This is a genomic window from Pseudomonas sp. yb_9, from assembly GCF_043103635.1.
In the GTDB taxonomy this organism is placed as follows: domain Bacteria; phylum Pseudomonadota; class Gammaproteobacteria; order Pseudomonadales; family Pseudomonadaceae; genus Aquipseudomonas; species Aquipseudomonas monteilii.
On sequence record NZ_JBICKA010000110.1, the window covers coordinates 58,427 to 83,176 of the forward strand.

General features: G+C 63.1%; 24 protein-coding genes and 4 pseudogenes. 11 read left to right on the top strand and 17 right to left on the bottom strand.

The annotated features are described in order from the left end of the window. Positions 1–56: 56 nt before the first annotated feature. Positions 57–356, top strand: coding sequence for a hypothetical protein (locus tag ACF8MI_RS26465; protein WP_082426311.1), 300 nt, complete (start codon positions 57–59; stop codon positions 354–356). A 348-nt stretch (positions 357–704) separates the two neighbouring features. Here ACF8MI_RS26465 and ACF8MI_RS26470 read toward each other — a convergent pair. Beyond that, positions 705–896: pseudogene (locus ACF8MI_RS26470) on the bottom strand (SAM-dependent methyltransferase); the annotation flags it as partial. Positions 897–995: 99 nt separating this feature from the next. Beyond that, the gene (locus tag ACF8MI_RS26475) at positions 996–3,182 is read right to left on the bottom strand and encodes an OsmC domain/YcaO domain-containing protein (protein ID WP_060497052.1); all 2,187 of its coding nucleotides are present in this window, start codon (positions 3,180–3,182) and stop codon (positions 996–998) included. Between the two features lie 244 nt (positions 3,183–3,426). Between ACF8MI_RS26475 and ACF8MI_RS26480 the strand changes: the two genes are divergently transcribed. Genes ACF8MI_RS26480 through ACF8MI_RS26495 form a run of 4 tightly spaced genes read left to right on the top strand, consistent with a single transcriptional unit; the run spans position 3,427 to position 8,528 of the window. Beyond that, positions 3,427–3,882: a (2Fe-2S)-binding protein gene (locus ACF8MI_RS26480; RefSeq protein WP_060497053.1), complete on the top strand. Its 456-nt coding sequence runs from the start codon at positions 3,427–3,429 to the stop codon at positions 3,880–3,882. Beyond that, on the top strand, positions 3,882–6,131 hold the full coding sequence (locus ACF8MI_RS26485; RefSeq protein WP_200929420.1) for a molybdopterin cofactor-binding domain-containing protein: 2,250 nt from the start codon (positions 3,882–3,884) through the stop codon (positions 6,129–6,131). Before ACF8MI_RS26480 ends, ACF8MI_RS26485 begins: the two co-directional genes overlap by 1 nt. A gap of 18 nt (positions 6,132–6,149) precedes the next feature. Further along, positions 6,150–7,493, top strand: coding sequence for a cytochrome c (locus ACF8MI_RS26490; RefSeq protein ID WP_060497055.1), 1,344 nt, complete (start codon positions 6,150–6,152; stop codon positions 7,491–7,493). Between the two features lie 12 nt (positions 7,494–7,505). Next, positions 7,506–8,528 carry an XdhC family protein gene (locus ACF8MI_RS26495; protein WP_200929422.1) on the top strand — a complete coding sequence of 341 codons (1,023 nt, stop codon included), beginning with the start codon at positions 7,506–7,508 and terminating at the stop codon, positions 8,526–8,528. On the opposite strand, the gene ACF8MI_RS26500 is transcribed toward ACF8MI_RS26495, so the two are convergent. The 4 genes from ACF8MI_RS26500 to ACF8MI_RS26515 all read right to left on the bottom strand — a co-directional run bounded on the left by ACF8MI_RS26500 (position 8,529) and on the right by ACF8MI_RS26515 (position 10,719). Then, the gene (locus ACF8MI_RS26500; protein WP_060497057.1) at positions 8,529–9,317 is read right to left on the bottom strand and encodes an ABC transporter substrate-binding protein; all 789 of its coding nucleotides are present in this window, start codon (positions 9,315–9,317) and stop codon (positions 8,529–8,531) included. A 182-nt stretch (positions 9,318–9,499) separates the two neighbouring features. Then, positions 9,500–10,141, bottom strand: coding sequence for a LysE family translocator (locus ACF8MI_RS26505; protein WP_104834588.1), 642 nt, complete (start codon positions 10,139–10,141; stop codon positions 9,500–9,502). Between the two features lie 51 nt (positions 10,142–10,192). Beyond that, on the bottom strand, positions 10,193–10,393 hold the full coding sequence (locus ACF8MI_RS26510) for a DUF1289 domain-containing protein (protein ID WP_060497059.1): 201 nt from the start codon (positions 10,391–10,393) through the stop codon (positions 10,193–10,195). Between the two features lie 8 nt (positions 10,394–10,401). Next, on the bottom strand, positions 10,402–10,719 hold the full coding sequence (locus ACF8MI_RS26515) for a hypothetical protein (protein ID WP_060497060.1): 318 nt from the start codon (positions 10,717–10,719) through the stop codon (positions 10,402–10,404). A gap of 316 nt (positions 10,720–11,035) precedes the next feature. Between ACF8MI_RS26515 and ACF8MI_RS26520 the strand changes: the two genes are divergently transcribed. Continuing rightward, positions 11,036–12,784: a BCCT family transporter gene (locus ACF8MI_RS26520; protein WP_104834587.1), complete on the top strand. Its 1,749-nt coding sequence runs from the start codon at positions 11,036–11,038 to the stop codon at positions 12,782–12,784. A 68-nt stretch (positions 12,785–12,852) separates the two neighbouring features. Here ACF8MI_RS26520 and ACF8MI_RS26525 read toward each other — a convergent pair. The 3 genes and pseudogenes from ACF8MI_RS26525 to ACF8MI_RS26535 all read right to left on the bottom strand — a co-directional run. Continuing rightward, positions 12,853–13,083, bottom strand: a pseudogene (locus tag ACF8MI_RS26525) (winged helix-turn-helix domain-containing protein); the annotation flags it as partial. 42 nt (positions 13,084–13,125) lie between these two features. Next, positions 13,126–13,452 (bottom strand): hypothetical protein, encoded by a 327-nt coding sequence (locus ACF8MI_RS26530; RefSeq protein WP_223623905.1) that lies wholly within the window; start codon positions 13,450–13,452, stop codon positions 13,126–13,128. Positions 13,453–13,552: 100 nt separating this feature from the next. After that, the gene (locus tag ACF8MI_RS26535) at positions 13,553–14,905 is read right to left on the bottom strand and encodes an OprD family porin (RefSeq protein ID WP_200929423.1); all 1,353 of its coding nucleotides are present in this window, start codon (positions 14,903–14,905) and stop codon (positions 13,553–13,555) included. Positions 14,906–15,175: 270 nt separating this feature from the next. Between ACF8MI_RS26535 and ACF8MI_RS26540 the strand changes: the two genes are divergently transcribed. Continuing rightward, positions 15,176–15,826, top strand: coding sequence for a TIGR04211 family SH3 domain-containing protein (locus ACF8MI_RS26540; RefSeq protein WP_060497064.1), 651 nt, complete (start codon positions 15,176–15,178; stop codon positions 15,824–15,826). Between the two features lie 61 nt (positions 15,827–15,887). Here the strand turns inward: ACF8MI_RS26540 and ACF8MI_RS26545 are convergent, their stop codons facing one another. Then, positions 15,888–16,160: a hypothetical protein gene (locus tag ACF8MI_RS26545; RefSeq protein WP_060497065.1), complete on the bottom strand. Its 273-nt coding sequence runs from the start codon at positions 16,158–16,160 to the stop codon at positions 15,888–15,890. 118 nt (positions 16,161–16,278) lie between these two features. Beyond that, positions 16,279–16,407, bottom strand: a pseudogene (locus ACF8MI_RS26550) (LysR family transcriptional regulator); the annotation flags it as partial. On the opposite strand from ACF8MI_RS26550, the pseudogene ACF8MI_RS26555 reads away from it, so the two are divergent. Both ACF8MI_RS26555 and ACF8MI_RS26560 read left to right on the top strand, forming a co-directional pair. Next, positions 16,347–17,118 (top strand): annotated as a pseudogene (locus ACF8MI_RS26555) (SDR family NAD(P)-dependent oxidoreductase). The pseudogenes ACF8MI_RS26550 and ACF8MI_RS26555 overlap by 61 nt on opposite strands. Before the next feature lie 18 nt (positions 17,119–17,136). Further along, positions 17,137–17,331, top strand: a complete 195-nt coding sequence (locus tag ACF8MI_RS26560; RefSeq protein ID WP_200929424.1) for a 2-hydroxymuconate tautomerase family protein — start codon at positions 17,137–17,139, stop codon at positions 17,329–17,331. 24 nt (positions 17,332–17,355) lie between these two features. On the opposite strand, the gene ACF8MI_RS26565 is transcribed toward ACF8MI_RS26560, so the two are convergent. Beyond that, entirely contained in the window at positions 17,356–18,237 is an 882-nt protein-coding gene (locus ACF8MI_RS26565) for a LysR family transcriptional regulator (protein ID WP_200929425.1), read from the bottom strand. Positions 18,238–18,353: 116 nt separating this feature from the next. Between ACF8MI_RS26565 and argC the strand changes: the two genes are divergently transcribed. Further along, positions 18,354–19,295 (top strand): N-acetyl-gamma-glutamyl-phosphate reductase, encoded by a 942-nt coding sequence (gene argC, locus ACF8MI_RS26570; RefSeq protein ID WP_104834584.1) that lies wholly within the window; start codon positions 18,354–18,356, stop codon positions 19,293–19,295. Between the two features lie 81 nt (positions 19,296–19,376). Then, positions 19,377–20,063: a GNAT family N-acetyltransferase gene (locus ACF8MI_RS26575; RefSeq protein ID WP_104834583.1), complete on the top strand. Its 687-nt coding sequence runs from the start codon at positions 19,377–19,379 to the stop codon at positions 20,061–20,063. A 105-nt stretch (positions 20,064–20,168) separates the two neighbouring features. Here ACF8MI_RS26575 and ACF8MI_RS26580 read toward each other — a convergent pair whose 3' ends face one another. From ACF8MI_RS26580 to ACF8MI_RS26600, 5 genes are all read right to left on the bottom strand, one after another. Continuing rightward, positions 20,169–20,924 carry an ABC transporter permease gene (locus ACF8MI_RS26580; protein WP_060497070.1) on the bottom strand — a complete coding sequence of 252 codons (756 nt, stop codon included), beginning with the start codon at positions 20,922–20,924 and terminating at the stop codon, positions 20,169–20,171. Next, positions 20,924–22,129 (bottom strand): ABC transporter substrate-binding protein, encoded by a 1,206-nt coding sequence (locus ACF8MI_RS26585; RefSeq protein ID WP_200929426.1) that lies wholly within the window; start codon positions 22,127–22,129, stop codon positions 20,924–20,926. Before ACF8MI_RS26585 ends, ACF8MI_RS26580 begins: the two co-directional genes overlap by 1 nt. Next, positions 22,116–22,937, bottom strand: a complete 822-nt coding sequence (locus tag ACF8MI_RS26590; RefSeq protein WP_060497072.1) for an ABC transporter ATP-binding protein — start codon at positions 22,935–22,937, stop codon at positions 22,116–22,118. The genes ACF8MI_RS26585 and ACF8MI_RS26590 overlap by 14 nt, the downstream gene beginning before the upstream one ends. After that, positions 22,934–23,998: an acyl-CoA dehydrogenase family protein gene (locus ACF8MI_RS26595; protein ID WP_060497073.1), complete on the bottom strand. Its 1,065-nt coding sequence runs from the start codon at positions 23,996–23,998 to the stop codon at positions 22,934–22,936. Before ACF8MI_RS26595 ends, ACF8MI_RS26590 begins: the two co-directional genes overlap by 4 nt. A gap of 99 nt (positions 23,999–24,097) precedes the next feature. After that, positions 24,098–24,658, bottom strand: a complete 561-nt coding sequence (locus ACF8MI_RS26600; RefSeq protein ID WP_060497074.1) for a carboxymuconolactone decarboxylase family protein — start codon at positions 24,656–24,658, stop codon at positions 24,098–24,100. Positions 24,659–24,750: the final 92 nt, after the last annotated feature.

Sequence of the window (24,750 nt, forward strand, 5' to 3'; positions counted from 1 at the left end):
GTTTCGCTGGAATGAAATATCCTGCAAGGTATTTGGCACCTGCCCCAGGAGCAGACATGTTTAGCAAAATCAAAGACGCGCACGCCCCCTTTGCACTGACCACCCTGCTCGCCTTTTGCCTGGCACTCACTGCTGGCTGCTCCAGCAAAAACAGCCAGGCACGCTATACAGCTTCTACCGTAGGCTCAAACTGCTTTGCCAAAGCGGTCCCCTCAGCCGGAGAAGGCGGTTTGGCGTGGGGGAATACCCTGAACATTGCCCGCCAGAAGTCGTTGAACAACTGCGTGCGCTATGCCACCCGGTCAGGAGGCACGCCTAGAACGTGTCAAGTGGTGATGGCCAAGTGCAAAAATTAAGAGTTTATGCACTACCAATAAAAACGGAACCTTACTACAAGTATAACCAAGCTGTCCTACTGCATTAAACACCACAACTATCAGACTCAAAACCCGACAACATACTCTTACACTTCCCGCCTCGACGCTCCTGCCTTAATCAAGGCAATGTCCTGCACTTGAAGATCAGCTGAAGATTCATTCACCACACTTCATTGATCAAGAAAGTTTCATTCTCCAACCAACTGCCTTTCTGGGCCGTGCTGTTCCCTTACAACTTGACCGTCGCCATCTGTTGGTACTTCATCTGCAAGCTCTTCAATGTCCGCGCGGCACCGCCACCCGCCGAGGCTTTTGAAAGTGTGCCGGCTAACGCCCGCGAATGATCAGCACCTCAAGGTATGCGCTGGGTACCACCAACGATGAAGGCCCTCCCACATTACTCTCATCCAGCAACTGAGTAAGGTCTCGCTCCAAAGCACTGGGCTTCTCCGTATCCAGCGAAGCAAACGCCTTGTGCATCGGCCCATACCAGGTACGAAACACCTCAATGAAATGCGCCATGTGTAGCCAAGCAGTTGGGGCTGCTACGCAGCCCCAAGGCTTAACTGACTGGCACCACGGCGAACCCGCTTACACGGTGTCTATGGGAGCGCTTACTCAGGCGAACCTGGCCCGGGCTGCGTGCAGTTTCTTGTAGCTTTCGATCAAGCGCAGGTGGCGATCAAGGCCTTCGAGCTTCATGCTGGTCGGGGTCAGGCCATGGAAGCGTACGCTGCCGTCCACCGAACCCAGCACCGCGTCCATGCGCGCGTTGCCGAACATGCGGCGGAAGTTGGGCTCGTAGTCGTCCATTTCCAGCTCATCATCCAGCACTACTTCCAGCACCACGTTCAGGGCCTGGTAGAACAGCCCGCGCTCGACAGTGTTGTCGTTGAACTGCAGGAACGCCTCGACCAATTCCTTGGCCTCCTCGAAGCGTTGCACTGCCAGGCAGATCAGCAGCTTCAGTTCCAGAATGGTCAGCTGGCCCCACACCGTATTTTCGTCGAACTCCACGCCAATCAGCGTGGTGATGGTGGTGTAGTCATCCACATCGCAGTTGTCCAGGCGCTTGAGCAGCAGCTTCAGGGGGCGGCTTTCAAGGTTGTGCAGGTTGAGGATGTCGGCGCGGAACGACAAGGCGCGGTTGGTGTTGTCCCAGATCAGGTCCTCGACCGGGTAGATTTCCGAGTAGCCCGGCACCAGGATGCGGCAGGCGGTGGCGCCCAGGTTGTCGTAAACCGCCATGTACACTTCCTTGCCCAGGTCTTCGAGGATGCCGAACAGGGTTGCGGCCTCTTGAATATTGGAATCCTCGCCGTGGCCCGAGAAGTCCCACTCGACGAACTCGAAGTCGGCCTTGGCACTGAAGAAGCGCCACGACACCACGCCGCTGGAGTCGATGAAGTGCTCGACGAAGTTGTTCGGCTCGGTCAGGGCGTGGCTTTCGAAGGTCGGCTGCGGCAGGTCGTTCAGGCCTTCGAAGCTGCGGCCCTGCAGCAGTTCGGTAAGGCTGCGCTCCAGTGCCACTTCCAGGCTTGGGTGGGCGCCAAACGAGGCGAATACGCCACCGGTGCGCGGGTTCATCAGGGTCACGCACATGACCGGGAATTCGCCACCGAGCGACGCATCCTTGACCAGCACCGGGAAGCCCTGCTCTTCCAGGCCCTGAATGCCGGCAACGATGGCCGGGTACTTGGCCAGTACGTCCTGCGGCACATCCGGCAGGCACAGCTCGCCTTCGAGGATTTCGCGCTTGACCGCACGCTCGAAGATTTCCGACAGGCACTGCACCTGTGCCTCAGCGAGGGTGTTGCCAGCGCTCATGCCGTTGCTGAGGAACAGGTTTTCGATCAGGTTGGACGGGAAGTACACCACCTGCTCGTCCGATTGACGCACGAACGGCAGCGAGCAGATGCCGCGCGCCGTGTTGCCCGAGTTGGTGTCGTACAGGTGCGAGCCGCGCAGCTCACCGTCGGGGTTGTAGATTGCCAAGCAGTGCTCGTCGAGGATCTCGGCGGGCAGCGCATCGCGTGGGCCAGGCTTGAACCACTGCTCGTTCGGGTAATGCACGAACGGCGCGTTGGCCAGGTCCTCGCCCCAGAACTGGTCGTTATAGAAGAAGTTGCAGTTCAGGCGCTCGATGAACTCACCCAGCGCCGATGCCAGCGCGGCTTCCTTGGTGGCACCCTTGCCGTTGGTGAAGCACATCGGTGACTGCGCATCACGCACATGCAACGACCACACGTTGGGCACGATATTGCGCCACGAAGCGATCTCGATCTTCATCCCCAACCCGGCCAGGATGCCCGACATGTTGGCGATGGTCTGCTCCAGCGGCAGGTCCTTGCCAGGGATGTAGGTGGTGCTGTCCGACACCGGCATCAGCAGGCCCTGGGCATCGGCGTCAAGGTTGTCGACCACTTCGATCACGAACTCGGGGCCGGTCTGTACCACCTTCTTGACGGTGCAGCGGTCGATCGAGCGCAGGATGCCCTGGCGGTCCTTCTCGGAAATGTCTTCGGGCAGCTCGACCTGGATCTTGAAGATCTGGTTGTAGCGGTTTTCCGGGTCGACGATGTTGTTTTGCGACAGGCGAATGTTTTCGGTCGGGATGTCGCGGGTCTGGCAGTACAGCTTGACGAAGTAAGCCGCGCACAAGGCCGAAGACGCCAGGAAGTAATCGAACGGGCCTGGGGCCGAACCATCACCCTTGTAGCGGATCGGTTGGTCGGCGATCACCGTGAAGTCGTCGAACTTGGCTTCGAGACGGAGATTGTCGAGAAAATTGACCTTGATTTCCATGCGGGTTTACCGTGATTTAAGCGTGCAAAACGAAAGTGGCCGGCATTATCCGGGTTTTCAGCCTGGAAGTCCTGTTTACCTCGTCGCTTGCGCATTCCACCGGATTGCTTGCCTGATCCTCTGGACCTGCCCCCGCCACCAGACCAGCGGTCATGTCCCTGTGCTAGCGTTTCTTCTCTGGGGAACAACGTATTCCCCGCCCAGAAAAACACAGCGACAGCAACCGATGATTGGCAGGTGAACCATGGAACTACGCATCAACCAGAAGACCTACCAGGTCGAGGTGGACGCCGATACGCCCCTGCTGTGGGTAATCCGCGACGACCTGGGGCTGACCGGCACCAAGTATGGCTGCGGCCTGGCCCAGTGCGGCGCCTGTTCGGTGCTGGTGGACGGCAACGTGGTACGCGCCTGTGTCACCCCGGTGGCCGGCGTGGTCGGGCGCGAAGTGACGACCATCGAGGCGGTCGAAGCCGATGCCGTTGGCAAACGGGTGGTCGCGGCCTGGGTCGAGCACCAGGTGGCCCAGTGCGGCTACTGCCAGTCCGGCCAGGTGATGGCGGCCACGGCGCTGCTCAAGCACACCCCTAAGCCCAGTGACGCGCAGATCGACGCGGCCATGGTCAACCTGTGCCGCTGCGGCACCTACAACGCCATTCATGCTGCCGTGCATGCGCTGGCCCAAGGGGAGCAGGCCTGATGAACACGCCAGTCGATACACCGGCCGAACTCCTCAAACTGCAAATGGGCGAAACCGTCAACGTGTCACGTCGGCGCTTTCTTGCCGGCACGGCCGTTGGGGCCCTGGTGCTGGGTTTCGGGCTGCCCATGGGGTCGGCACGCGTACAGGCGGCGACTATAGGCGCCCCGCAACGCGGCACCCAAGTGCCCGCGTTTCTGGAAATTCGCCCGGATGGCACGGTGCGCCTGCTCAGCCCCTTCATGGAAGGCGGGCAAGGGCCCTTCACCGCCATGGCGCAGATCGTAGGTGAAGAGCTGGATGTCGACCCTGCCCATTTCGTGGTCGACAGCGCCCCACCGGGCGAAGCCTATGTCGTCATGGAAAACGGTATGCGCATCACGGGCGGCAGCATGTCGGTGCGAATGAGCTACCCGACCATGCGCCGCCTGGGTGCCCTCGCCCGGGCCATGCTGCTGCAGGCGGGCGCCCAGCAGCTGGGTGTACGGGTCGATGAGCTCTCCACCACGCCGGGTAACGTAGTACATACCACGACAGGCCGTTCCATCCCCTATGGCGAACTTGCCAGCCGCGCCATGGACCTGCCAGTACCCGACCCGGACAGCGTCAAATTGCGCGACCCCAGCCAGTTTCGCTGGATCGGCAAGCCGGTGCGTCGCCTGGACGCCTACGACAAGTCCACCGGCAAGGCGCAGTACTGCATCGACATCAAGGTCGACGGCATGCTCCACGCCGCCGTGCAGCACGCGCCACGCCTGGGCATGACGGTGGGCAGCCTGCGCAACGAAGAGCAGGTCAAGGCCATGCAGGGTGTGCATTCCGTGCATCAGTTACCGGGTGCTGTCGCCGTGGTCGCCGAACGCTGGTGGCATGCCAAACGCGCGGTGGAGGCTATTCAGGTGGACTGGCAAGAGGCGACCGCCGACACCAAGGTGCGGGCGATGCCGGCAGACTTCTCCAGCGATGGCTGGCGCGAGCACCTGGCCACGGTCGAGGGCCCGGCACGTGATGAGGAGAACGAGGGCGATATCACGGGTGCCTTGAGCAATGCCAAGACCAAGGTCGAGGCCAGCTACCACAACCAGTACCTGAACCATGCCCAGCTGGAACCGCCCTCAGCCCTCGCCCGCTTCAACGCGGACGGCACCCTGGACGTGTGGCTGCCCAACCAGGCACCGGACATGTTCCGCGACGACATTGCCAAGCGTACAGGCCTGGAGGCTGCGCAGATCAACCTGCACTCGCCACTGCTGGGCGGCTTCTTTGGCCGCCACTTCCTGTACGACTCGGCCAACCCCTACCCGCAGGCCATTGCCCTGGCCAAGGCGGTTGGCCGGCCGGTGAAGCTTATCTGGAGCCGCGAAGAGGAATTCCTGCGCGATGTACTGCGCCCGGTCGCCGTGGTGAAATTCCGCGCCGGCCTGGATGCCGACGGCATGCCGGTGGCCCTCGAAGCGGTAAGCGCCACCGAAGGCCCGACCGAGGCCCTGGCCGGCAAGCAAGGTGAAAAGATCGACCCGACCGCGCTTGAAGGGCTGTCGGGCAAGGCCTACGCCATCGCCAACAAGCGCATCGCGCAGATCTACGTAAAAGGCCCGGCCATGCTCGGCTACTGGCGTTCGGTGGGTAACTCGCTGAACGACTTCTTCTACGAGTCGTTCCTCGACGAACTGGCCGACAAAGGCGGCAAGGACCCGTTCGAACTGCGCCTGCACCTGCTGCGCGACAACCCACGCCTGACCAACCTGCTGAACGCGGTCGCCGACCTGTCCGGTGGCTGGAAGCGCGGCCCTTTCACCGCCGAGGATGGCAGCAAGCGAGCACGCGGCGTGGCCATGGCCTCGCCATTTGGCTCGGAGGCGGCAGTCATCGCCGAGGTGTCGATCGAGAACGGGCAGGTGAAGGTGCACGACATCTGGCAGGCCATCGACCCGGGCAGCATCGTCAACCCGGCAATCATCGAGCATCAGGTGCACGGCGCCGTCGCCCTGGGCCTGTCGCAGACGCTGGTGGAAGAGGCGGTATACGTGGATGGCAAACCACGAGCGCGCAATTACGACCTGTACCCGATCCTGCCGCCTTCACGCATGGCCCGGGTGCATGTGCGCATTGTCGAAAGCGGGGCGAAGATGGGCGGCATTGGCGAGCCTCCGTTACCGGCCGTAGCCCCGGCAGTGGCCAACGCCGTCGCGCAACTGACTGGCCAGCGCGTGCGCAGCCTGCCAATGAGCCGCCACACCTTCAGCTGACCGCACAAGGACCGCTCCATGACCCATCGTTTCGCAAGAACCGCTGGCTGGCTGGCGCTGCCGTGCCTGGTCGCGGCAGGCCTGATGGCCTGGTATGTCACCCGTGAGCCTGCCTCGCCGTTCGTCGATGCACAGGCCAGTGCCGCCGACCCGGCGCTGGTCAGCCGTGGCGAGTACGTGGCCCGACTCAGCGACTGCGTGGCTTGCCACAGCCTGCCGGACGGCAAACCGTTCGCCGGCGGGCTGGAAATGGCCACCCCGCTGGGGGCCATCCACGCCACTAACATTACCCCTGATCGCGACAACGGTATCGGCAGCTACAGCCTCGCCGACTTCGACCGCGCCGTGCGCCAGGGTGTCGCGCCCGGCGGCCGGCGGCTGTACCCGGCCATGCCCTACCCGTCCTACGCCAAGCTCAGTGACGACGATGTAAAGGCGCTGTACGCATTCTTCATGCACGGCGTGCAACCGGCCCGGCAGGCCAACCTGGCCAGCGACATCCCCTGGCCGCTGAACCTGCGCTGGCCCATTGCCCTGTGGAATGGCCTGTTCGCAGCCACCACGCCTTACGCCGACAAGGCCGGGCAGGATGCGCTGTGGAACCGGGGGGCCTACATCGTTCAGGGCCCCGGTCACTGTGGCAGTTGCCACACGCCCCGTGGCCTGGCCTTCAACGAAAAGGCGCTGGATGACAGCGGCAAACCATTCCTGGCGGGCGCCCTGCTCGATGGCTGGTACGCACCGAGCCTGCGTGCCGACCACAACACAGGACTGGGGCGCTGGCGCGAAGACGAGATTGCGCAATTTCTCAAAACCGGCCGCAACCGCCATGCCGTCGTGTTCGGCTCGATGACCGAGGCGTTCAACAATTCCACGCAGTTCATGAGCGACGATGACTTGGCGGCCATCGCCCACTACCTGAAATCGCTTCCCGGCGACCCGCAGCGCGACGGGGCGCCGTGGCAGTACGTGGCCGAGTCGGCAGCAACACAGCTCGACAGCCCGGGCGCACATACCTACGTGACCCGCTGCGCCTCGTGCCACGGGCTGGAAGGCAAAGGCCAGGACCAATGGATGCCGCCTTTGGCGGGGGCAACCTCGGCACTGGCAAAAGAAGACGCTTCGGCGATCAACATTACCTTGAACGGTTCGCAGCGGGTGGTGACGGCGGGGTTGCCTGATGCCTACCGCATGCCGGCGTTCCGGGAGCAACTGAATGACCAGGAGATTGCCGATGTGCTGAGCTTCGTGCGCACGGCCTGGGGTAACCTGGGCGGTGCCGTGAATGCACAGGCGGTGGGCACGTTGCGTGGGCACACCGACCCGGCCAGCAGCAGCCCGATCATTTTACATATGCGCTGAACGGGAGCCTCCATGGAAAGCATCGACCTGCTGGTGCTGCGCACCACCCGAGACTGGCTCGCCGCCGGGCACCGCGTCCTGCTGGCCACGGTCGCCCGCACCTGGGGCTCCTCCCCGCGCCCGGTGGGCTCAATGATGGCCTTGCGCAGTGACGGCCGGGTGGTCGGCAGTGTCTCCGGTGGCTGTATCGAGGATGACCTCATTCACCGTTACACCACCGCCTACGGCGGCCCCGGCATGCCCAATGGCCTGCCCCAACTGGTGCGTTACGGCGTCAGCGCCGATGAGGCACACCGTTTCGGCCTGCCCTGTGGCGGCACACTGGAGCTTGTGCTGGAGTTCGCAACGCCGCTGCAGCACCTCGAACGACTGCTGGCCTGCCTCGATATGGGCAGCCTGGTCCGCCGCGGGCTCAACCTGCACAACGGTGATATCAGCCTGACCCCTACCAGCACGCCTGACCTGTTCAGCTTCGATGGCCACCACATGCTCAGCACCCTTGGCCCGGGCTACCGTTTACTGCTGATCGGTGGTGGCGCACTGGCCGAGTACCTGGCCACCATGGCCCTGTTCAATGGTTTCAACGTTTCGCTGTGCGACCCACGCCCTGAGTACACCGCAGGCTGGAACGTGCCCGGCGTCAACCTGCTGGCCGGCATGCCCGACGACGTGGTCCGCGCCTTCGCGCCGGACCTGCGCAGCGCCATCGTCGCCGTCAGCCACGACCCCAAGCTGGATGATCTGGCCCTGCTCGAAGCCTTGCACAGCCCGGCGTTCTACATTGGCGCCATCGGCTCGCGTCGCAACAGCCAGCTGCGCCGTGAACGCCTGATCGAGCACTTCGGTGAAAGCGAGGCGTCGCTGCAACGCTTGCATGGCCCGATTGGCATCTACATCGGCAGCAAGACACCGGCCGAGATCGCCGTCAGCGTCATGGCCGAAATTCTCGCAGCGAAGAACGACGTCACCCTGCCTGGTGCGGTCAACGTGACCCGGGCCAAGCACGCACGGGAGGCCGCGTACCTTCCTCGCTGATCACTGCCACCGCTCCAGGTTCTGCTGCAACAACTGCTGCGGCAATGCCCCGGCCACGATCTTTTCCATTTCCCGCGCCAGCGCTTCACGCAAATGCGGCCGATTGCAGGACGAATCATGCGAAAGCGCCAGGTACAGCCCTTCGCTGGAGATCGGCGGTTCCAGCACCTGCACAGTGCTGGCAATACCCAAGGTGCGCGCCAGTGCCATGCCGGGGTACTGCTCGTACACGACATAGTCGCTGCGTTTGTGCATGAGTTTTTCGAATGCCTGCCTGGCGCTGGGTACCGCTTCGAGGATGAGGTTGGCCCTGGCAAAGTCGTCGAACTGCTGACCGTGGCTGTTGTTGACCAAGGTCCCACCCTTGCGACCTTTCAGGTCTGCCCATTGGTGGTAGGCAAAGGCATGGTCCTGGCGTACCCAGACCACGCTGGGCGTGTGCAGAAATGGCGGGGTGATGAAGTCCATCTGTTGCTGCCGGGCCTGGGTCATGAAGTACCCGGCCATCAAGTCGATCCGGCCGGTGCGCACCTCTTCCTGGGCGCGCGGCCATGGCCCGCCGTAAATCACCTCGATCTCCAGCCCCAACTGCTTGCCCAAGTACTTGAGCAGGTCAGCGTTGGCACCGATCAGTTGCTGGGGGTTTTGCGGGTCGCGCCACAGGTACGGGGGGTATTCCGGGTTGCCGGTGGCGGTCAACCGCCGGCAAGGCTCTTCCGCTACCGCAGCCAACGGCAGCAGCAGGCACGACAACAGGAGCAAGGCGTGGCGAAAGCAACGCTCGATCATCTACAACCCTCGGCACAAGTTACATCCGGTGACCCGGCGTGGTGGCCAAAGGCTGCCACATCCTGTGATCAACTGCAGCATTCATCTTTGCGGGCTGTAGACAGTCTGGACCCTGTGGGAAAAGTAGATGGGCCTTTCATCGGCTAACGATGAAACGGGTTGTCGGTTACCCTCTCCGGCACTCAGGCGCCCTGACGACGCATCGCCAGGATCGCCGCACCAAACCCGATGAAGGTGGTGCCCACCACCCGGCTCACCCAGCGCGACAGCGACGGCCGGGTCAGCACGCCTTTCGCCCGTGCAGCCAGCGCGGCATACAAGCTCAGCGAAACCAGCGACAACGCCACGAAAATACCGGTCAAGGCCAGGAATTGCGGCAACAGTGCGGCCCGTTGGTCGATGAACTGCGGGAACAGCGCCGTGAAGAACATGGTCGCCTTGGGGTTGGTCACTGCGGTAAGGAACGCCGACTTGTAGAGTTTCAGCGGCGAGGGGCGAACCTTGGCCGCCCCCTCGGCCGTAGCCTGCGCCAGCATCGGGCCTTTTTTCAGCAACTGCCGCACACCCAGGTAGAACAGGTAGCCCGCCCCCAGGATTTTCACGGCATTGAACAGCACTTCAGAACTGGCCAGCAGCGCGCCCAGGCCCAGCATGGCGGCTGCCGACAGGCAGAACAGGCCCGAGCCATTGCCCAGCGACGACCAGATCGTGCTGCGCTGGCCATGGGCCAGGCTGTTGTTGATGGCCATGAGGGTGGCGGGGCCGGGGCTGGCGATAGCGATGGCGGCAACCAGGGTAAACGCTAACAGCGAGTGAACATCCATTTTCAGGCTCTTCAGGCAAATCAGGAAAGGCCCTGTACAGGGCGCGAGGGTTCAGTCGGCATTCTGCCGCTTGGCTGCCTTCTTGACGATAGCCTTCATCCGCGTCGCCGCGCGTTGCACGGTGGCCATCTTTTCCGGCCGTTTCATGCCCCGCCACTTGCGGATTTCGTCACGGGTGCGGCCACAGCTCACGCACAGCTCGCTGTTGAGCTGGCATAACGAAACGCAGGGGTTGTCGATGTCTCTGGCCATGCCACCACTCAGCCAGGCAGTTCTGCCCGCGCACGCTCGGCAGCGCTGTGGAACACCTTGCGCACTTCCTCGGCCTTGACCTTGGTCACCGACCTGGCAGCCAGCAGCTCATCAACCACCCGGATGCACTGGCCCAGGGCGGTGTCCAGTTGCTTGGCGTCAGACGCGTCAGCGATATCACCCAGATAGGGAGCGATGAGGTACACGTAACGGTCCTGCAGCTTCAGCGCTGCCAGCGCGTCGAGGGCTTTCTGGAACCGATCGGCAGCGGCAGGGCTCATGCTCAGTTTATCGAAATGAATCAGGCTCACACGATCAGTGGCCATTTTGACGAATCTCCGTTTCCTGGTACGGCCAGGCCCGCAAGCAGCAGCGCTTCTACGGTGCTCGGATGAGCGGGCCCGGGTAATGCCCATCAGGGTACCAGAACCCGAGGCAGAAAGGGCTATTGCCCCCAGAACTAAAAGTATTTGCCAAGTCGCGTAAGGGACGCCCCAGGGCGTTATCGGGACAGGGGCCGCCTTTTCCCGCGCAGGATAATCGCGCCAGCATTCCACCCCGCCGAGGCCGTCATCGAACTCGGTAGCCCACACAACAACAAGCCTGCTCGCGCAGGTAAGCCACAAAGGGGCCTCATCATTCATGGCAAAGGAACACATCACCGAAACGCTCGACCTTGGCGTGACGGACCCCTCGAAAACCGCAGAAGCCCGCCAGGACCGGCATTTCGAGGGCAAACTCGACGGCGTCGTGTTTGGTTTCACCAGCCTCCTGGCAATCGCGTTCGTGCTCTGGGGCTTCCTCAACCAGGCCAGCCTCGCCAGCAGCGCTTCCAGCGCGCAGTCCTGGGTCATTCTCAACTTTGGCTGGTTCTTCGTACTCACATCCACCTTGTTCGTGGTGTTCGTGCTGTGGCTGGCCGCCAGCCGTTATGGCCGGGTGCCACTGGGGCGTGATGGCGAACAGCCTGAATTCCGCACGGTGTCCTGGGTGGCCATGATGTTCAGCGCCGGCATGGGCATCGGCCTGATGTTCTTCGGCGTGGCCGAGCCGCTGTCGCACTATGTGTCGCCGCCGCCGGGCTCGGCCACCGGGCAGACAAGTGAAGCGATGCAGGTGGCCATGGCCACCACCTTGTTCCACTGGACCCTGCACCCTTGGGCCATGTACGCCATCGTCGGCCTGGTGATTGCCTATGGCACCTTCCGCCGTGGCCGCTCACAGCTGATTTCCGCTGCCTTCCGCCCGTTGATCGGCAAGCATGCCAACGGCCCGCTAGGGCGCATGATCGACATGATGGCAATTTTCGCCACGCTGTTCGGCTCGGCCGCCTCATTGGGCCTTGGGGCCCTGCAGATTGCCGGCGGCCTGGAGTACAACGGCTGGATCGAGAGCCCCGGCAAGCTGTTCTACATCTCGATCATCACCCTGCTGACCATTGCCTTCGTCACCTCGGCGGTGTCGGGCATCGGCAAGGGCATTCAGTGGCTGTCCAACACCAACATGGTGCTGGCACTGGTGCTGGCAGTGTTCGTGTTCATGGTCGGCCCGACCTTGCTGATGCTCAACCTGCTGCCGACCTCGCTTGGCATCTACATCAAGATGCTGCCGGAGATGATGGCCCGTACCAACGCCAGCGGCGGTGAGCAAATGAACAGCTGGCTGGCCGGCTGGACCGTGTTCTACTGGGCCTGGTGGATTTCCTGGACACCGTTCGTGGGCATGTTCATCGCACGCATCAGCCGCGGCCGCACCATTCGCCAGTTCGTTACCGGTGTACTGCTGGTGCCCAGCCTGGTCAGCCTGGTGTGGTTCACCATTTTTGGCGGTGCGGCCATCGATGCCGTACGCGAAGGCGCGTTCCAGCTGGCCAATGGCGCTGTCAACAGCAACCACGCGCTGTACCAGTTGCTGGACAGCTATCCACTGGCCTCAGCGACCTCGGTGCTGGTGATGATCCTGGTGGGCATCTTCTTCGTTTCGGGTGCCGACGCCGCCTCGCTGGTGATGGGCACACTCTCGGAACATGGCACCACCGCGCCCTCGCGGCGCACGGTGATTTTCTGGGGCGCGCTGACCGGTACCGTGGCGGCGATCATGCTGGCGATTGGCGACCCGCGGGACCCGGGCGAGGCGCTGACGGGGTTGCAGAACCTGACCATCGTCGTGGCCTTGCCCTTTGTGGTGGTGATGGTGCTGCTGTGCCTGGCCCTGTACCGCGACCTGCGTAAAGACCCGATGATGCTGCGCCACCTGCGCGGTAACGAGCTGATCGAGAAGGCCGTGCTGTATGGCGCGGTGAAGCATGGCGAGGAGTTCTACATCGTGGTGCAGGAGAAGAAGGCTTCGGTGAAAGTGGCGACAGCGCCGAGCGAAGTCTCTGAAACCTGACTTTTCAAGTCTGCGCGGCCCCTTGTGACCTGCTCCTCCAGGGGACCGCGCAGACTTTCAGATGCTGACTATTCAAATTCCAGGCTGTAGCCCACCCCATAAACCGACCGAATCGGGTCATGCCCCGGCGTCACCGCAGTCAGCTTGCGCCGCAGGTTCTTCAAATGGCTGTCCACCGTGCGGTCAGCCACCACCCGGTGGTGCTGGTAGAACAGGTCGCCATCGCTGAGCACCCGTGGCCCAGACTCCTGAAACCAGGGGTTGGTGCGTGGTCCGGAACTGAGAATGCGGGTTTCGATCCATTCACCGCCACGGCGAATGTTGCCGCTGTGCAGCGCTGCTCAGACATCGTTTGCGGTAGCCCCCGCGCGCATCGCCTGGCGCATCTCGGCAACCGAGGCCTCGCACGAGGCCACCGCACAACGCATGGCCAGGATTTCATCGGGCCCCTTGATCAGCCGGGCGAACTCGGTGACTTCCTGGCCGTTGTGTACCTGCACGCCCAAAGCGTCGAGGGCACGCAGGCCGGCCACTTCGATACGGTCCAAGGCCAGGCGGCGGTTGTTGCCAGCGTGGGTGCGCAGCAAGTCGTCGACCTGGGCGCAGAAGCTCCGGGCGTGCCGCCCGCGCAGCTCGCGATGCGCCGCGCGGGCAGCGCTCGATCTCACAGGCGCTGGAACACCCAAGGCAACAACAAAAAAAGCGCCCCATACGGAGCGCCAAAACATCCACCCAAACCAAAGGAGCTGTAACGCTACCCAGGTGAATTCACAGGATCGACAACGGGTACTCCACGATCAGCCGCACTTCGTCCAGGTCCGACTCGAACGCCGTGGCGCGGGTGGTGGCCTGACGTACGCGCAGTGACAAGTCCTTGGCTGCGCCGGTCTGCACCACGTACTTGACCTCGATGTCACGCTCCCAGCGCTTCTGGTCAGTCAGCGGGTTGCCGCCAGCATCGCGGCGCATATAGAAGGTGTTGGCATTGGAGTAGTCGGCATCGGTGCCTTTACCGTAGCGCGTCATGAACGACAGCCCGGGAATACCGTAAGCGGCCATGTTCAGGTCGTAACGCCACATCCACGAACGCTCCTTGGGCGAGTTGAAGTCGCTGTACTGGATGGAGTTGTCCAGGAAGATCGAGTCGGACTGGCGCAGGTAGTCGAAGTCGTCGTCACCGTTGTTGCGCTGGTGAGTCAGGGCCAGGGTGTGGGCACCAAAGCGCACGCCCAGCTTGGCGCTCCAGATGTCGTTGTCGAATGCGCCCAGGCGCTGCTGCCCCTCGTCAACCGCCTTGTAATAGTTGAAGCCGCCAATCAGGGCCAGATCATCACTCAGCGGGTAGCTGAGGCTGGTGCCGGCGTAGTACTGGTTCCACACATCTTTGAGGCGGCTGCTGAACAGGCTGACGCTGACATGCTCATTGAGCGTGTAGTCACCCCCGCCGTAGGCGATCCACGGCGAATCGACCGGGCCGCCGTAGAAGGCCACGAAGTTCTCCCGCATATCGCTGGACACCGGCTGGCTCATGGCATGCAGGCGCCCGGCCTGCAGGGTGAGGTCCTTGATGCTGGTGTTCTCCAGGGTCACGCCACGGAAGCTTTCCGGCAGCAGCCGTGAATCGCCGGCGGCCACTACCGGGTTGGCCGGGAACACATCGCCCACTTTCAGAACGGTGTCGAACAGGCGCACCTTGGCTGCGCCACCCACCTTGGTGTATTCGTCGCGGGCCTGGCCGTCATGATCGACCGGCAGCACGTCGAACGAGCTGCGCCCGCCGTTGCGGCCGCCTCCGGTGTCCAGTTTTAGGCCGAGCATGGCGAACGCATCCAGGCCGAAGCCGACAGTGCCCTGGGTAAAACCTGACTCGAAACGGGCAATGACGGCGTGGGCCCAGGCTTCGGAATAGCCGTTGTCGGCTGCTTTGTCCGTGTTGTGTGTAGGGGCTGCGGAGTCGCGGTTGTCGCGGTTGTCGCGGTTGAAATAGAAATTGCGGTTGAGCACGTTCAACGTGCTGCCTTCGATAAAACCTTCTGCGGCGTCGTCCGCCGCCATGGCCAGGTTGCCGACGCCGGAAAGCGCCAGGCACGCAGCCAGTTTCAGGGGTGATCTGCAGGTCATCCGATGCTCCTTGAACGTCGTCTTTATAATTGTGTCGGCGGCCCGAGATTGACGGCCGACAGATAACGCCAAGGTGATCGGCGCATTACAATTGCGTCATCGTCGAGGAAGCGCTCTGGGTAGGGTTCTGCAACATCCTGCAGACATTTCCGACATCAGGTAGTGAACCTGCTGACAAAAAAGCGGTCTTTCGCTGACGGTCAACTCACCGACCGGTTCATCGGCCCAGTCACCGGGCCTACTTTTGTCCTGTTTCAGCGAAGACCCAACATGCCCGATTTCCGCCCAACCGCTTCCGCCCTCCCTGCCCTGCGCGGCGGCCTGATTGCCGCTCTGGTGGCCCTCGCCCTGCCAGCGCACGCCGAAGAGCCCGCCAGCGACGCACGCTGGGTCAGCGACAGCCTGAGCACCTACGTGCGCAGCGGCCCGACCGATGGCCACCGCATTGTTGGAACCCTCAAATCCGGGCAGAAGCTGACCCTGCTCGGCAGTCAGGGCAATTACAGCCAGGTGCGCGGACAGAACGGCGATGTGGTGTGGATCCTCAGCAACGACCTGCAGGCCGTGCCGGGGCAGAACGAACGCCTGCCGCAGCTCGATGCCCAGGTCGCGGAGCTGACCGGGCAGCTGAAGACCATCGACGACAGCTGGAAGAGCCGCGTGCAGGGCATGCAGGAAACCCTGGATTCACGCAAGAAGCTGAACGACGAACTGGAGGCGCGCAACAAGGCACTGAGCGAGCAGCTTGACCAGAGCCAGTCGGACCTGCGCGATACCCAGGCACGCCTGGGTGACGAGAACAAACAGGTGATGATGCGCTACATGGTGTATGGCGGCAGCATTGCCGGGGCGGGGTTGCTGGCGGGGCTGATTTTGCCGGCGCTGACCCGGGGGCGGAAGAAGAACGACCGCTGGTTCTGACAGTGGGGCCATGCTGCACTGGCCTCTTCGCGGGTTCACCCGCGAAGAGGCCGGAGAAGGCTTACTTGCTACGCGCCTTGTTATAGATGGTCTTGGCTTGGTCCGCCGAGGCCTGGCACTGGGTATAGTCCTTCTTGCTCTGAGCATCCTTGGCATTTTGCATGTGGACTTTGAAGTCATGGGCCATGCCGCCATGCATCGCTTGGCCACTGGCCTTGTGGAAATCCTCAAGTTCCTTGATCTTGGCTGCACAGTTGCCCGCAGGGTCTGCGTGCACAGCAAAACTGAGGACGGAAGCAATCACCAGCAGAGGTATGCATTTCGTGGATTTCATGGAGCGTTCTCCTGGAAAACCATAGGGTTCGTCGAGGCCGGTTCGGCTCGACGCAGCCAAAAGCATAGTAGGCCCGTGCCTGCCCCGCACCCCGTCAGCCCAGCGGTCGCCCGGCTTAAGCCGGCATCAAGCCGCCGCCATGGCGCACCAGCGTTGCCGTGGCAAGGAAATCGCCCAGGCAGGTGAATGCGCCTTGGGTTTCGATCTGGATGTGGCGGCCATCCTGTCGAAAACTCCACGGTGGGCGTCACCGGAGCCTCCAGCGGCCTAGGGTTCGCCCTGGCCGAGGCGTCCTCGAACGCAGCGACAACGTGGTCGGCAACGCCCGTAGCCAGGCGCGCCTGGACCAGGCCGCTGCGCGTCTAGGCAACCCTTCGCGGTTTATCGGCGTGGCGAGCGACATTGCCGAGCCCACTACGGCGCAGCAGCTGTTCGCCACTGCCCTGCAAATGTTTGGCGGCGTGGACATCCTGATCAACAACGCCGGCATCTTCATTGCCAAACCCTTTGCCAAATGCAGCGAAGCCGATGTTGACGCACTGGTCGGCACCAACCTCAAAGGCTTTTTCTACCCGGCGCAGGAAGCGGCGCGGGTCATGGCCAGGCAAGGGTATGGGCAAATCATCGCGATCACCGCGTCCATTGCACTGCAACCGGACACCCGCGTGCCGGCCCTGCTGCCGGTACTGGTCAAGGGCGGCCTGAACCAGGCAGTCAAAGGCCTGGCGCTGGAACTGGCGGCCAGCGGTGTGCAGGTGAATGCCGTGGCGCCGGGGATCATCGCCCCCCCCCCCTGCATGGCGACAATGTGCCGGGGATGGGCGCGTTGTCGCCCAGTGGCCGCACCGGCTCGCCCCAGGATGTGGTGGACGCCGTGCTGTACCTGGTCGATTCACGTTTTGTCAGCGGCGTCATCCTGCCTGTGGATGGCGGCAGTACCGCTGGCACCTGGCACTGACTTGAGGAGCGTTCAACCATGCCTTGTGTACATATTCGCGTAACTGACGAAGGGGTTACTTCCGAGCACAAGCGCCAGCTTATCGAGGGAACGCCCCACCTGCTGAATGATGTGCTGGGCAAGCCGCCAGCCAGTACCTTTGTGGTGATCGAAGAGGTGCCGACCGATAACTGGGGGGTGGGCGGCGAGACGGTGACCGTGGTGCGGGCATGAGAGCGAGGGTAAAGCCGGCAATCGCTACTGCCGCAACCGCTCCAATGCCTGCAACACATACGCCGTGGCCCGCTCAATCTGGCCTTCCCGGCAGGCAATACCCAACTGCCTCCACAACCCGGGCCGCAGTGGCCGGCGTGCAACGCGCCGGTCCAGCTCGGCCGCCTCGCCCTCCTGCGGCAATAACGTCGCCCCGTACCCGGCGCCGACCAGGCTCTTGATCGCATCGTTGTAATTCAGCTCGATCCGAGGCTCGGGGTACAACCCCGCTGCCGCAAACCACTCCCCTGTCACTCGCGAGAGCTGGGTACTGCTGTCATTGAGGATCAACGCCCTTTGCGCCAGCCAGGCCGGGGTGACCCTGGCCGGTGGCTGCCAGTCGACCGGCACGTAGGCCAGGATCGGATCGCGCCGCCAGGGCGTCACTGTCAGCCCTTTGCCGGCGACTTGCGGCAAAGCCACAAGGCCGATATCCAGCGCGCCTTCACGCAAACGCGCCAGCGATGCCTGGGACGTCAGCACCTGAACCTGCACGTCGATCCCCGGGTGCTCCACGCGCAGGTGCTCCAGCGCCTGTGGCAACAAGTGAGCGATGGCACCGGTGGAGGCGCCCAGGCGCACCCGGCCAGTCAGCCCCTCGACCTGTCGGCGTACTTCGTCCAGCGCCAGGTCGGCGTCGGCCAGCAAGCGCCGGGCGCGGGCCAGCAGTGTGTCGCCAATGGCCGTTGGGCGCACCTGGCCGCGGGCACGGCTAAGTAACGGGGCACCGATACGTGACTCCAGTTCAGCCACATGCAGGCTGATGGTGGGCGGTGCCAGGTTGAGCTGGCGGGCGGCCTCGGCGAAGGAGCCAAGGTCACTGATAACCACCAGGGTGCGCAGGCGGTCGAGGCTGATTTCACGCATGGTCTGTGCTGGCCTTTTCATTCATGAAACATGAACATCAGCATCATGATATTCAAATTTCCATTAACTCAGCCACAGGCGAGCATAGGTCATCCCAACCCTACCGGACCCTGACCATGCACACCCCTGTTGTTTTCATCGATGGCGACCAAGGCACCACCGGCCTGCAGATCCATGCACGCCTGCACGGCCGCAGCGACCTGCGCCTGCTCACCCTCCCCGAAGCCGAGCGTAAAGACCCGCAATGCCGCCGCGAGGCCATCAACAGCGCTGACATCGCCCTGTTGTGCCTGCCCGACGACGCCGCCCGTGAGGCCGTGGCGGCGATCCATAACCCGCAGGTGCGGGTGATCGACGCCAGCTCGGCGCATCGCACCACACCGGGCTGGGTCTATGGCCTGCCGGAACTCGACGAGCAGCAAGCCGAGCGCATTGCCCTAAGCAAACGCGTCAGCAACCCAGGCTGTTACCCTACCGGCGCCATTGCCCTGCTGCGCCCGCTGGTCAAGGCCGGGTTACTACCCGCCGACTACCCGCTGGGCATCCATGCCATTTCCGGCTACTCCGGCGGAGGCCGGACGGCGGTCGAGCGCCACGAACACCCCGGCGCGAGCAAGGCACCGACCCTGCAACTGTATGGGCTGGAACTGGCGCACAAGCACGTACCCGAAATTCAGCAGCACGCCGGGCTGTCAGCACGGCCGGTGTTCATGCCCGGCTATGGGGCCTACCGCCAGGGCATCGTGTTGAGCATCCCGCTGCAACTGCGCCTGCTACCCGGCCAGGTCAGCGCTGACCAGCTGCAGGCCTGCCTGGAACAGCACTACCAGGGCGCCCGCCACGTACAGGTGATGCCGCTGCACCAACAAGGCGCAGCAGCCAACCTTGACCCCGAAGCATTGAACGACAGCAACGACCTGCGCCTGGCACTGTACGCCAACCCCGAGCATGGCCAGGTATTGCTCACTGCGGTGTTCGATAACCTGGGCAAAGGTGCCTCGGGTGCTGCGGTGCAAAACCTCGACCTGATGCTCGGTGCATTAAAGGCACAAGGCTGACACGGCAAAACCGGTTAGACTGTACAACCCGCGTCTACACTGCGTGGGCTGTATTCACACCCGCCGGAGCCTGCCCCCCCGATGTTCATCCTGAGCCGCCTCGACAGCGTGCCGCCCGAGTCTTTCCAGAACCAGATCCGCGAACTGGTGATCCACAATGTCGGTGAATTGAGCAGTGTTGCCATCGCCGCCGACAACCCGCTGTACCCGCTGTACCAGTACGGCGTTGGTATGGAAGTGCACCAGTACCTGCAAGCGCTGGACGGCACCCGCGGCCTGGCCGTGGCGCTAACCCTGGCGCTGGATGCCGAAGCGCCGGACCAGTTGCTTGGCTTTGCCCTGTCGCTGCCGGCCGAGGACGATGAGCAAGCATGCTCATTGGCATTTCTTGCCGTGCGCGACAGCCACCGCCGCCAGGGCATCGCACGCGCCTTGCTGGGCGACCTGCAGGCACGCCATGCCTGTGTGGAACTGAATGCCTTTGCCAATCAGGTGCCTTGGTTTGAGGCGATGGGCATGCAAGTGGTGGCCGCCAATGGGCCGCAGGTGCTCATGAGCAGTACCGGGCTGGCCAGTGGCGCATTGATCGGGCGGTTGGACATTGCGCCGATTTATCAGACGGCAGAAGTGCTGCAGATTCATACCTACCTGCTTAACCAGAAGGGTGAGGATGCGATGATCGAAGCCGAACAGATGCGCGATGAGCGGCTGGATGAATTGACCGTTCAGGCTCAGGAGTGTGTACGTCAGCGCAAGATGGTGCATTGATCTGAAGACCTCTTCGCGGGCAAGCCCGCTCCCACAGGTATTTGAATTCAAAGACAACGCTATACCTGTGAGCGGGTTCACCCGCGAAAAGGCCCCACTGGCCCCTCAGCCATGCACCCAGCGTCGATGCAGCCCTCGCGCCAAGGCATCCAGCACAAACCCCAACACGCCAATCAGCAGCACCATCGCCATCAGCTCGGAATACGCCAGCCGGTCACGCGTATCGAGGATGAAATACCCCAACCCCGCACTCACCCCAAGCATTTCGCACGGCACCAGCACGATCCACAGAATGCCAATGGCCAGCCGCACGCCGGTCAGCACATGGCCGATCACCCCCGGCACGATCACCTTGCACAACGTCTCCCAACGCGTGGCACTCAGGCTGCGGCTCAGTTGCAACCAGCGGGGGTCCAGCTGCCTGACCCCGGCCGCCGTGTTCAGCAAAATCGGCCACAACGCGGCGAACGCCAGCAAGAAGTAGATAGGCTGGTCACCCACGCCCATCAACATCACCACCACCGGCATCCACGACAGCGGCGATATCATGCGCAGGAACTGAAACGCCGGGGTGGTTGCCGCCTCCAGGTGCCGGTAACTGCCAACCAGCAGGCCCAACGGCACGCCGATGAGCAGTGCCAGCAACAGCCCGACCAGGATGCGCTTGAGGCTGACCCAGATATGCCCGTAGACCTCACCCTGCCCCAGCAACTCGAACAGGCTGTCCAGGGTTGCCGCCGGAGAAAAGCGCGCCGACAGCCCGTCAGCCTGGCCGAACACGGCAACGCCAGCCCACCAAAGCAACAACAAACCCAGCAATCCGGCCAGGCCAAGGCCGGCATGTACGACATGCGTTCGCATCAGACCGCAAACTCCTCGCTACGCTCGAAGTTGTCGGCAATGCCGAACACCGACGGGCCACCCACCGCAGCGATGGCATTGCGTACGAATCGGTCGTCGACCAGGTCGCGGGCAGTCTGCGCCGGATCAAGGCCGGCAAGAAACGCATTGTCGCCTTCGATCAGGGTGGTTTTCAGGCGTTTGACAAGTTCCTCGGTGTAGCTGGGGAACGGATACGGCTGGAAGTCGATGCGCTTTTCGTCCCACTGCTGATGCCGAATGGCACCGCTGGCAAGGTAGACGGCGCGGTCCTCGGCGGCCGGGGCCAGCACCTTGGTCAGCACGGCAGGCTCATGCGGGGTGTACTTGTTGGGGCCGGCCTTGGACAGCAAGGCAGCGGCTTCGGCGCGGTGGTCGCGGGTCCAGTGCTGAGCCTTGACAATGGCGTTGACAACCTTCTGCGACCACTCCGGGCGGTTGTTCAGATCATGCTCATGCATGAACACCACGCAGCACGCGTGGTTGCGCCACACATCGCCAGTAAAACGCTGTACGCGGCCAACCTTGAGGTTCTCGGCCAGGGCGTTGAACGGCTCGGCGACGATGTAGCCGGCAATGCGCTTGCTGGCCAAAGCGGGCGGCATGTCGGAGGGTGGCAGCACCAGCAGGTTGACTTCGGTGGCAGTGAACTGGGCGTTGGCCGGCTTCGACACTGGCGTCAGGCCGTTGTCGTTGAGCATCTGCTGCAGCACCACGTTATGGATCGAGTACCAGAACGGGATGGCCACCGTCTTGCCACCGAGCTGTTTCATATCGGTGATGTCCGGGGCCACGGTCAGGCCCGAACCGCCCACGTGGTTCCACGCCACGACCTTGGCCGGCACCTTGCTGCCGTAACGCGCCCACACCGTCATCGGCGACAGCAAATGGATGACGTTGACCTGGCCAGAAATGAACGCCTCGATCACCTGTGCCCAACTGCGTAACAACACCGGGCGCTCGGCCTTGATACCTTCGGCCTCGAACAGGCCATTGTTGTGCGCCACCAGCAATGGCGTGGCGTCGGTGATCGGCAGGTAGCCGATGCGCACCGGCGCATCCGGCTCGGCGGCAGCGCGCGCCTGCAAGCTCGACAGCAATGGCAGCGCACCCGCCGCCGTAAGCAGGGCGCCAAGCTTGAGAAAATCGCGACGCGAAGAAGAGGAACAGCAGTCATCCATGCACATGGACAGCCTCCGAGGGCAACGGGGTTGGGGTAGGTTCTACGGTGCGGCTTGCCCGCCGAAGGGTTTTGAGGATTTCGATACGCAAGGCACCCAATTCTTCAACCCGCTGCGCGCGTGGTTGCGGCAGGTCGATGTGCCATTGGCCGAGGATGTGCGCTGGGTGGTTGCCCAGTAGCAGAACCCGGTCGGACAGCAGCAGCGCTTCGTCGATATCGTGGGTGATCAGCACCGCCGCCGTGTTGTGGGTGGCGATCAGTTGCAGCAGCAGTTGCTGCATGTCGGCCCGGGTCACTTCATCCAGCGCGCCGAAGGGTTCGTCCAGCAACAGCACTTCGGGCTGGCGGGCCAGGCAACGGGCCAGCGCCGTGCGCTGGGCCATGCCGCCGGACAACTGCGCCGGGTACTGGCCACGGGCGTGGGCCAGGCCCACGGCGGCAATCGCATGGTCGATACGCGCGCGCCGCTCGGCAGCATCCAGCTTCGGCTGGCGGGCGAAGTCCAGGCCAAAGGCAACATTCTTCTCCAGGCTCAGCCAGGGCAGCAGGCTCGGGTCCTGAAAGGCCACTGCCAGCCGTGGGTGCGGCCCCTGCAAGGGTTGGCCGCGCAAGGTCACACTGCCGCCACGGGGCTGCTGCAGCCCTGCCAGCACCCGCAGCAGGCTGGACTTGCCGACGCCACTGGGGCCAAGAATGCTCACCACCTCGCCCGGGGCCAATTGCAGGTCAAACTGCGCCAGCACTTGCTGCCAGCCACCCTCACCCGGGTAGCCCAGGCTGATATCGCAGGCTTCGAGCAACACGTGGCTCATGCGGCGCCCGCCTGGCGTTGCAGTTCGGCACGCAATTGCACCAGGCTGGGGGTAACGATCGGCACGAAGGCCGATTCGCGCCAGCGGCGGGCAAAGCCTTCGCCATATTCGCTGAGATAGGCCTTGCCACCGCTGGCCTGCAACTCCAGTTGCACGGCATCGGCGGCACTTTCAGCCAGGGTGATGCGCAACTTGAACAACGCCGCTGGCTGCTGCTGGAAGCGGCCATCGAGCAACCCCTGCTTGAGCTCGCTCACGGTGTTCTCCAGGCGCTCACTCAGTACCTGACGGGCTTCATCGAGGAACGAGGCACGCCCATGCAGATGCGCCTGCACCTCTTCCAGCGCCCGTCGCGCCAAGCCGATGGCCATCCCGCATTGCAATGCCAGGAAAGCCGGGCGTACCCGCGGCAGGAATTCGCGGGCGTTCTCGTGCAGCAACCAGTCACGCGCCAGCGGCACCTGGTGGAAAGCCAGCGCCGCCGTGTTGCTCGATTGCAGCCCCATCAGTTGCAAGTCATCGGAGCGCTGGAGGCCCTGGGCGTCTGATGGTATGGCGAGCACGAACGGCGTACCGCCGGCTTCGTCTTCGATGGCCGCCGCTACCACGAAGCCGCTCTTGCGCAGGTTGGTCACCCAGTGCAAGCGCCCTTCCAGGTGCCAGCCATCAGCTACCGGCCGGCCACGCACCTGCAGCGCTTCGATGCCGGACAGGAACTTCATGGCGTTGGACAGCCCGGTGGCACCCGCCAGTTCGCCCGTCAACAGGCGCGGCAGCAAGCGCTCACGCAATGGCTGGTTGGGGCTGTGTAACAGGTATTCAATAAAGGCACGCTGGCCCCAGCAGACGAAGGCTGAAGCCAACGAACGGCTGGCAATCGCGGCGATGGCCTCGACGGCGTCGGTCACCTGCCCGCCCGTGCCACCCAAGGCCGGGTCGACACCAATGCGCAGCAGCTGTGATTCGGCGATCTGTGCCAGCACCTGTTGCGGTTCGCACAGGCCCCGGTCGATGGCCTCGGCATTGGCATCCAGCCAGTGACGAAATGCGCAATCTTGCATGGTCTTGCTCCTTTGGGAACGCCGGGGCCGCCTTGCGGCCCATTCGCGGCACAAGGCCGCTTCTACAACGACCGCATCAAGGCCGCTATCACAGGTGAGTTACGCAGAAGGCTGCCAACGGTATTTGCCAAGCTCTTCATTGAGCGGCGTCTGGGCGAAAACATTAGCAAAGTTGCACAGGGTTGCGAGGCTCACGCCCAGAATCACCTCCAGTGCGTTGCCTTCGCTGAACCCGGCTGCGCGGAAGGCCTGGTAGGTGGCCTCGCTGACATTGCCACGGGTGGCGATCACTTCGCGGGCAAACGCGGCCAGGGTTTCGTAACGGGCGTCGGGCAGTTCGCCACGGGCGCGCAGGGCATCGACCACGTCCTGCGGCAGCTTGGCCTTGTTCAGTGCCACGGCGGTGTGGCCAGCCACACAAAAGTCGCAGCCGTGCTGGGTAGCGGCAATCAGTTGCACCACTTCACGCTCGGCCAGGCTCAGCTCGGACTTGCCGTTGAGCGCCGAAACGGTCACGTAGGTTTCCAGCGCCGCCGGGGCGTTGGCCAGCACACCCAGCAGGTTGGGGATGAAGCCTGAGTTTTTCTGGGCATTCTCGAGGAATGGACGGGCCGCTTCCGGGGCGCTCTGCAGGGTGTGTAAAGTAATGCGGGAGGACATGGAGTGGTCTCCTTTGATGGTGGTCACTACAGTCTGTTGGTTATAAGAATTACCCTCCATATTCATCAGTCGCCTTTCCTTGCTCCTGAGTG